This window comes from Sulfitobacter sp. (assembly GCF_036960155.1).
GTDB lineage: Bacteria > Pseudomonadota > Alphaproteobacteria > Rhodobacterales > Rhodobacteraceae > Sulfitobacter.
In genome coordinates this window covers 1-6,383 of the sequence record NZ_JBALWB010000030.1, presented here as the reverse complement: position 1 = coordinate 6,383, position 6,383 = coordinate 1, and the positions used below count along the sequence as shown (strand labels likewise).

Here is a 6,383-nt window from a genome sequence, read left to right as displayed (position 1 = left end):
TTCCGGTGCGTGTGTTGGACCCAAGCGCAACCCAAGCAACTGCGGCACCAATCGGTGCCCAGGCGAGTGAGTAAATCAGGTAGACGCCATAGCCGAGGCGGACTTGGTCAATTTCTGACAGGATAAGCGGCAGGACCTCGTTCGGCGGAAAGTTCAGGCTGTTGGGCCAATCAATCGCGCCACCAAGGATCATTTGCGGGACAAGGACCAACATTGTCTGGGCAATTGCCAGAACCCCGATCAGCATAAGTATGTGGTGCCTGGTCATTGTATCATTCCATTTGCGTTGCGTTATTCAGTGTTTACGGCTTACAAAAACGGAACGATATGTAAGATAGTGAAAGCCGTGATTTCAAAAATGAAATATGCCTAGATCCCTTCGCACTCCCAAACTGGCCTATATCCAGTCGTTCTGCGCCGTTGCAAAACATGGCTCCATCGCTGCTGCAGTGCGCGCAGAGGGGGGCAGTTTGCCGACCCTCAGCCGCCACATCACGGCACTTGAGGCTGATCTCGGGGTGACCCTGTTTGATCGGCGTGGCGACGGTTTAGCACTCACACAAACGGGTGTCCGCCTGTTTGAGCACGCCGAAGACGTAAGCAAAGCCGCCGCCCGTTTTGCCGTCGCCGCCAGTGGTCAAGACAACCAAATCGCAGGCACTGTGCGGATCACGGCAAGTCGCGCGGTGGCAAACTTCATGCTGCCTGACATCTTGGCAAATCTCGGGAACGCCCAACCCGATATCACGGTCGAAGTGGTCGCCACTGATGCGTCCTCAAACCTGTTGATGCGCGAGGCCGACATTGCCGTGCGCATGTTCCGCCCCACCCAAGCAAACCTGATCGCCAAGAAGATCGGGGAGTTGCAACTGGCGGCATTTGCGACAACGGACTACCTCGCAAGACGCGGCACACCTCGTACCATCGAAGATCTGCAAGACCACGACATCATCGGCGAAGATGCTGATGACAGAACCGGCGCAGAACTGCGGGCGATGGGGCTGCCAATCGGACCTGACTTTTTCCGGTTCAAATGTGACGACCCAACAGTGGCATGGCACATGGTCGTTGGTGGGTGCGGTATTGGCCTCGGTCATATCCGGCTGGGTGAGGCAAACCCGAAGGTGCAGCGAGTGCTGCCGGAAATGCCCAACCTCACGCTGCCAATATGGCTTACCTCACACGCTGAACTCAGAACCAGCGCGCGGGTGAGAATTGTCTTTGATTTTCTGGCAGAGGCTCTGTCAGACAGCTTGGGTCCAGATTGAACTAAGATCGGATTCGATCAATATTCCGTAAAACGGACACACATACACTTAGCAGCATTCGGTAGTTTGGGCTCATATCTGCCGTTAACTGCGCATTATCCGAATGGCCGCTGTTGGTAGTCGGGATCAGATGCGCACTTCTGCGGACATCGCAGAGCGTGCAGGTACAAACCCATTAGTGGTTCGTAAGGTGCTGGGACGGCTGCGCAAAGCGGGCTTGCTGACATCCGAAAAATGACACGCAGGCGGTTGGCGGTTGGCGCGCGCCCCTCAAGGGATCACGCTTGCCGACGTTAATCTCGCACTTAATGAAAGGCTGGTGGCATGTGAACAGGGTAGGGATGCGACCGCAGGTTCGGTGGAGCATGCACTGCACAAATGGGTCTCGTGGGTTTTAGAAGAGATAGAACAGAGCTTGGTCGAAAAGCTGGCTGTGACCTCGATCTCTGAGGTCCGAGGGACCTAATAAGAGGTTCTGAAGCCTGATGTCAGGGGCAGGTGTCTGAAATTTACGCAAAGCACCTGTAATCTATGTGATCACGTAACAATCAATCGTTTCGAAGTTGTAGTGGTCGTAATTACTTTATAAAGTAACAAGAGACTCGTTTTTGAAGAAAGGCTATTGATGCGCAAGCAAGCGGCGACGCGGCAATTAGATGTTTTGAAGGTGCTGGAACTGCACAGCAAACCGATGACAGCTTATGCCATTCTGGACCAAATGAAACTTGATGAGCCCGCACTCGCGGCGCCAACGATTTACCGAACCTTGACCGCCCTTACGGAGCAGGGTCGCGCGCACAAGCTGGAATCAATGAAAGCCTTTGTACCATGCCGCTGTGACCACCACGCATCAGTTCCCGTCCTCGCCGTTTGTGAGGAGTGCGGTATCGTTGAAGAGCATGATGGCACGCCGATCCTGCCGCAACTCAAGGCGCTTTCGGAAAAATCGTCGTTTCAGGCTACCCGCCATATCGTTGAAATTCACGGTCGCTGCCAGAGCTGTGCGGCCTGAATCGCCACTGACCTTCACAAAGGATAAATCCATGATCAAACCTGTTTCCGCCGTTCTCCTCGTCCTTTCAGCCAGTGCCGTTGCAGCCGAAGAGACCCGCCAGTTGGATGCCCATGAACATGGTGTAGGCCAGTTGGACATCGCTTTTGATGGCGGCAAGATTGCCATGGAGCTGCACGCCCCGGGTGCTGATATCGTAGGCTTTGAATATGCTGCTGAGAGCAGCGAAGACCGCGCAAAAGTGGATGCTGCGGTGGCAACCCTTGCACGGCCGCTTGATCTATTTTCCCTACCTGTGGCCGCCGAATGTAGCGTAGTAGAGGCGAGTGCTTCGTTGAAAAGTGAAGAGGAGCATGACGACGACGCCCATGCCGCGCACAAAGAAGAAGGCCATGACCATGAGGAACATGCCGATGAGGGTCATACAGACGAAGACCACGCCGCGCACGACGAAGAGCACGGTCATGAGGAGCATGCGGACGAGGCTGGACACACCGAATTTCACGCGGAGTATTTGCTGGACTGTGCCAACCCCGCGCAGGCAAAGCTGATCACATTTGGCTACTTCGACGCCTTCCCGAACGCTCTGGAATTGGAAGTGCAAGTGATCTCGGACAGCGGTGCAACCGCCTTCGAGGTTGAGCGAGACGCGCCCTCGCTTGATCTGCGCGACTTGTTCTAAGACACGATCGTAGGATGAAGTCAGACACTTCCATATTATCCCTGACGGGTGTCCGGTACCGTTGGCCGGGGCGGGCATCCTTTGGGCTCGATATCCCTGATTTCGGGCTCGCGCAGTCCGAGAGTGTTCTTCTGCTGGGAGAAAGTGGTTCTGGCAAATCGACGCTGCTTTCCTTGATCTGTGGCACGATCACTGCGGATGACGGCGTGGTCATGGTCGCGGACACCGATATCGCGTCTCTCACTGCGGGCAAACGGGACAGGTTTCGCGCGGAACACATCGGGTTGATCTTTCAGCAGTTCAATTTGCTACCTTACGCCAGTGTCCTAGACAATATTCTGCTACCGCTGCGTTTTGCACCTCTGCGCAGTGCGCGTGTGCTGTCCCCTCGTGATACTGCGCGGACGCTTTGTCTGGATTTGGGTCTCCCCGAAGACGCGATCTCAGCGCAGGCTGGAACGCTCAGTGTAGGCCAGCAACAACGCGTCGCAGCCGCGCGTGCCCTGATTGGTGCGCCGCCACTGATCGTCGCGGATGAGCCCACGTCAGCTTTGGACGCGGCGACCCAAGCGACCTTCCTGAACCTGTTGTTTGCGCAGGCACGCGCATCGGGCAGTACCTTGTTGATGGTCAGTCATGACGCACGCCTTGCACCGCATTTCGACCGCGTCGTTCAGATGGCAGACGTTACACAAACAGCACGAGGCCAACTGTGATTTTGCGTCTGGCCCTTGGGTCCTTGATGGCCCGCGCCTTAACTGTTGGGATGACTATCCTTGCCATTGCCCTGTCGGTTGCCCTGTTTTTGGGGGTCGAGAAGGTCCGCACTGGCGCCAAGGCCAGCTTTGCCGATACGATCTCTGGCACGGACCTGATTGTCGGCGCGCGGTCTGGTTCGGTTCAGTTGTTGCTCTATTCGGTCTTCCGCATAGGGAACGCCACGAACAACCTGACATGGGAAAGCTATCAAGATATTTCTGCGCGTCCCGAAGTCGACTGGATCGTGCCGATCTCATTGGGCGACAGTCACCGACAGTTTCGCGTTATGGGCACTACAGCGGCATTTTTCGAGCGCTACAAATACCGTGCAGGACAATCACTTGCTGTTGCGGACGGGACGGTGATGGATGATGTTTTCGACACTGTCATCGGCGCTGATGTGGCGGCGACATTGGGCTACAGCATCGATGATCCTATCGTGGTGGCCCATGGGCTTGCGTCCTTTGTCGAACATGGCAACCAACCGTTTCGCGTATCAGGTATCTTGGAAAAGACTGGCACGCCAGTGGATCGTACCGTCATCGTTAGCTTGGAAGCCATAGAAGCCATTCATGTGGATTGGCAAAGCGGGGCCGCGATACCGGGCCAATCAACCCCTGCCGATGCAATCCGGCAGATGGAGTTGGAGCCGAAAGCAGTTACAGCGGCCTTAATTGGTGTCAAAAGCCGCCTGCAGGTGTTTGCCCTGCAACGCAGCATTAATGAATACCCACAAGAGCCGCTGTTGGCGATCTTGCCGGGTGTTGCTTTGCAAGAGCTGTGGCAAATTGTGGGGATCGCGGAGACTGCACTGATTGCCGTCTCGGGCATGGTAGTGGTCACCGCACTCATCGGCATGATGGCTACGATCTTTTCCAGCCTGAACGAACGTCGCCGCGAAATGGCGATTTTTCGCGCGATGGGTGCACGACCGCGTGTGATCCTTGGCCTGTTGGTGATAGAAGCTGCTGTGATGGCCGCGATTGGCGCGGTAATAGGGCTTGGCTTGCTCTATCTAGGGTTAATGGTCGGGCAACCTGTGCTCGACGCCTCCTTTGGCCTTTGGTTGCCGATCGAGCCGCCCTCACTGCGCGAACTTTGGGTTCTGTTGGGTGTTGTAGCTGCCGGCGCAATTGTGAGCTTGGTACCCGCCTTGCGAGCCTACCGCATGTCGCTCGCCGATGGTATGATGGTCAGGATTTAGCAAAGGGATTTGATACGATGACACTATCACGTCGAACTTTGATGGCTGCTGCGGCGGCATTTACTGCAACCCCGCGGACCGTCTGGGCCGAGACGCCTCGCGTGCTCGCGTGGGAGGATCTTATTCCCCCCGGTGTTCCATATGGTGAGATTATCGGTGAGGGCGAAATCGACGCGCTCAAGGATACCTGGCTGCCCGAATTTGATGAGAACGCAACCAAGCTGAACATGGAGCTGCATGGCGCGTACATCAAAATGCCGGGCTATGTGCTGCCCATTGATATGTCCACGGCGGGAGTGACCAGCTTTATCATGGTTCCTTACGTTGGGGCCTGCATCCACACACCACCGCCGCCCGCTAACCAGCTTGTCTTTGTAGACAGCAAGAAACCCTGGCCCAGCGACAAACTCTGGGATCCGGTGTGGGTCACAGGAAAGATGCGGCATGAACTGCAATCAACGTCCGTGGCCGATATCGGATATGCGCTAGATGCAGAATTGATCGAGGTCTACGAATGGTAACACGGAATATCGATCGCCGAGCGCTTATGGCCGCTTTCAGCGCCTTTACTGTCGCCCCGTCAAGCGTCTTTGCCAGTGATTATATCGATTTGAACTGGACCGACCTGATTCCCGAGGGCCAGCCAGCCATTCCGCCGTTTATCCAAGGCCTGATCCAGCATGATAGCCCCAGCCTATCGACCCGGCAGCCAGCGTCTCACGGGGTTCGGACAGATTGGAACGGCGAAACAGTACGATTGCCAGGATATATCGTTCCGATTGACTATTCCGGTACGGGTGTGACTGCATTCATTCTGGTGCCTTTCGTGGGCGCCTGTGTGCATGTTCCACCGCCCCCCGCCAACCAGTTGGTCTTTGTAACGACAAACAAGCCTTATGAAAACTCAGGCTTGTTTGAAGCAGTCAACGTCATCGGCATGTTCGGCACAGCGTCAACATCTACGCAATTAGCTGACATCGCCTATGCTCTTTCGGCAGATCATATTGAGCCTTTTTGAAAACTTCGAAGTATCATTTAAAGAATTTCAGTCATTGGTTCAGGTCTAAGCAGTGCGATGATCGGGGACAAAGGTGTTACCTAGTGATTTGATACTCCCTCCGCAAATCCGACCTAGAATGCAGCGTGTTAAATGAATTGAACTGTAGATGAATTAATTTAGGTATTATTGGAGTGATAGAGGTCTACAACACACCTTAAACAGACCTTCCCATTCCTACATCGGACGGTAGATTTGTCCGCGAACTGTGAATTCGACAGACGGTCCTCGCTGCGGTCTGCGTAAATGGCCGGTTCTCCCGCTGCGCGGCGGCACGTATTTTGTCGCTCACGCGGCATTTCCACCGTAGCGAGCGCACGTAGCACAAAATACGGATTCACACATTGAGCTGATATTATTGAAAACCTATTCCTTGATTGAAGCGTGATCTACTGTCTCAA

8 protein-coding genes and 1 pseudogene are annotated in these 6,383 nt (G+C 54.9%); 8 read left to right on the top strand and 1 reads right to left on the bottom strand.

Going from position 1 to position 6,383, the window contains the following annotated elements; translation table 11 throughout:
- A partial coding sequence (locus V7775_RS24620) for a hypothetical protein (RefSeq protein WP_335754580.1) occupies positions 1-268 on the bottom strand: 268 nt, incomplete at its 3' end.
- Positions 269-365: 97 nt separating this feature from the next.
- Here V7775_RS24620 and V7775_RS24615 point away from each other — a divergent pair.
- The 8 genes and pseudogenes from V7775_RS24615 (at position 366) to V7775_RS24580 (ending at position 5,943) form a co-directional block, all read left to right on the top strand.
- Positions 366-1,268: a LysR family transcriptional regulator gene (locus tag V7775_RS24615; protein ID WP_335754579.1), complete on the top strand. Its 903-nt coding sequence runs from the start codon at positions 366-368 to the stop codon at positions 1,266-1,268.
- 103 nt (positions 1,269-1,371) lie between these two features.
- Positions 1,372-1,734, top strand: a pseudogene (locus tag V7775_RS24610) (RrF2 family transcriptional regulator).
- 159 nt (positions 1,735-1,893) lie between these two features.
- Positions 1,894-2,280 carry a Fur family transcriptional regulator gene (locus tag V7775_RS24605; protein ID WP_335754578.1) on the top strand — a complete coding sequence of 129 codons (387 nt, stop codon included), beginning with the start codon at positions 1,894-1,896 and terminating at the stop codon, positions 2,278-2,280.
- Positions 2,281-2,311: 31 nt separating this feature from the next.
- Positions 2,312-2,962: a zinc uptake protein ZrgA gene (gene zrgA, locus V7775_RS24600; protein ID WP_335754577.1), complete on the top strand. Its 651-nt coding sequence runs from the start codon at positions 2,312-2,314 to the stop codon at positions 2,960-2,962.
- 14 nt (positions 2,963-2,976) lie between these two features.
- Complete coding sequence (locus V7775_RS24595) at positions 2,977-3,678, top strand: ABC transporter ATP-binding protein (RefSeq protein WP_335754576.1); 702 nt, start codon at positions 2,977-2,979, stop codon at positions 3,676-3,678.
- A complete protein-coding gene (locus V7775_RS24590) occupies positions 3,675-4,925 on the top strand; it encodes an ABC transporter permease (RefSeq protein ID WP_335754575.1) in 1,251 nt (416 codons plus the stop codon). Before V7775_RS24595 ends, V7775_RS24590 begins: the two co-directional genes overlap by 4 nt.
- Positions 4,926-4,942: 17 nt before the next feature.
- Positions 4,943-5,446 (top strand): DUF3299 domain-containing protein, encoded by a 504-nt coding sequence (locus V7775_RS24585; protein WP_335754574.1) that lies wholly within the window; start codon positions 4,943-4,945, stop codon positions 5,444-5,446.
- A complete protein-coding gene (locus V7775_RS24580; RefSeq protein ID WP_335754573.1) occupies positions 5,440-5,943 on the top strand; it encodes a DUF3299 domain-containing protein in 504 nt (167 codons plus the stop codon). Before V7775_RS24585 ends, V7775_RS24580 begins: the two co-directional genes overlap by 7 nt.
- Positions 5,944-6,383: the final 440 nt, after the last annotated feature.

Bases quoted from the DNA above. Each gene is read 5' to 3' on its own strand.
- V7775_RS24615 (WP_335754579.1), top strand. From the start codon at position 366: ATGCCTAGATCCCTTCGCACTCCCAAACTGGCCTATATCCAGTCGTTC.
- V7775_RS24605 (WP_335754578.1), top strand. From the start codon at position 1,894: ATGCGCAAGCAAGCGGCGACGCGGCAATTAGATGTTTTGAAGGTGCTG.
- zrgA (WP_335754577.1), top strand. From the start codon at position 2,312: ATGATCAAACCTGTTTCCGCCGTTCTCCTCGTCCTTTCAGCCAGTGCC.
- V7775_RS24595 (WP_335754576.1), top strand. From the start codon at position 2,977: ATGAAGTCAGACACTTCCATATTATCCCTGACGGGTGTCCGGTACCGT.
- V7775_RS24585 (WP_335754574.1), top strand. From the start codon at position 4,943: ATGACACTATCACGTCGAACTTTGATGGCTGCTGCGGCGGCATTTACT.
- V7775_RS24580 (WP_335754573.1), top strand. From the start codon at position 5,440: ATGGTAACACGGAATATCGATCGCCGAGCGCTTATGGCCGCTTTCAGC.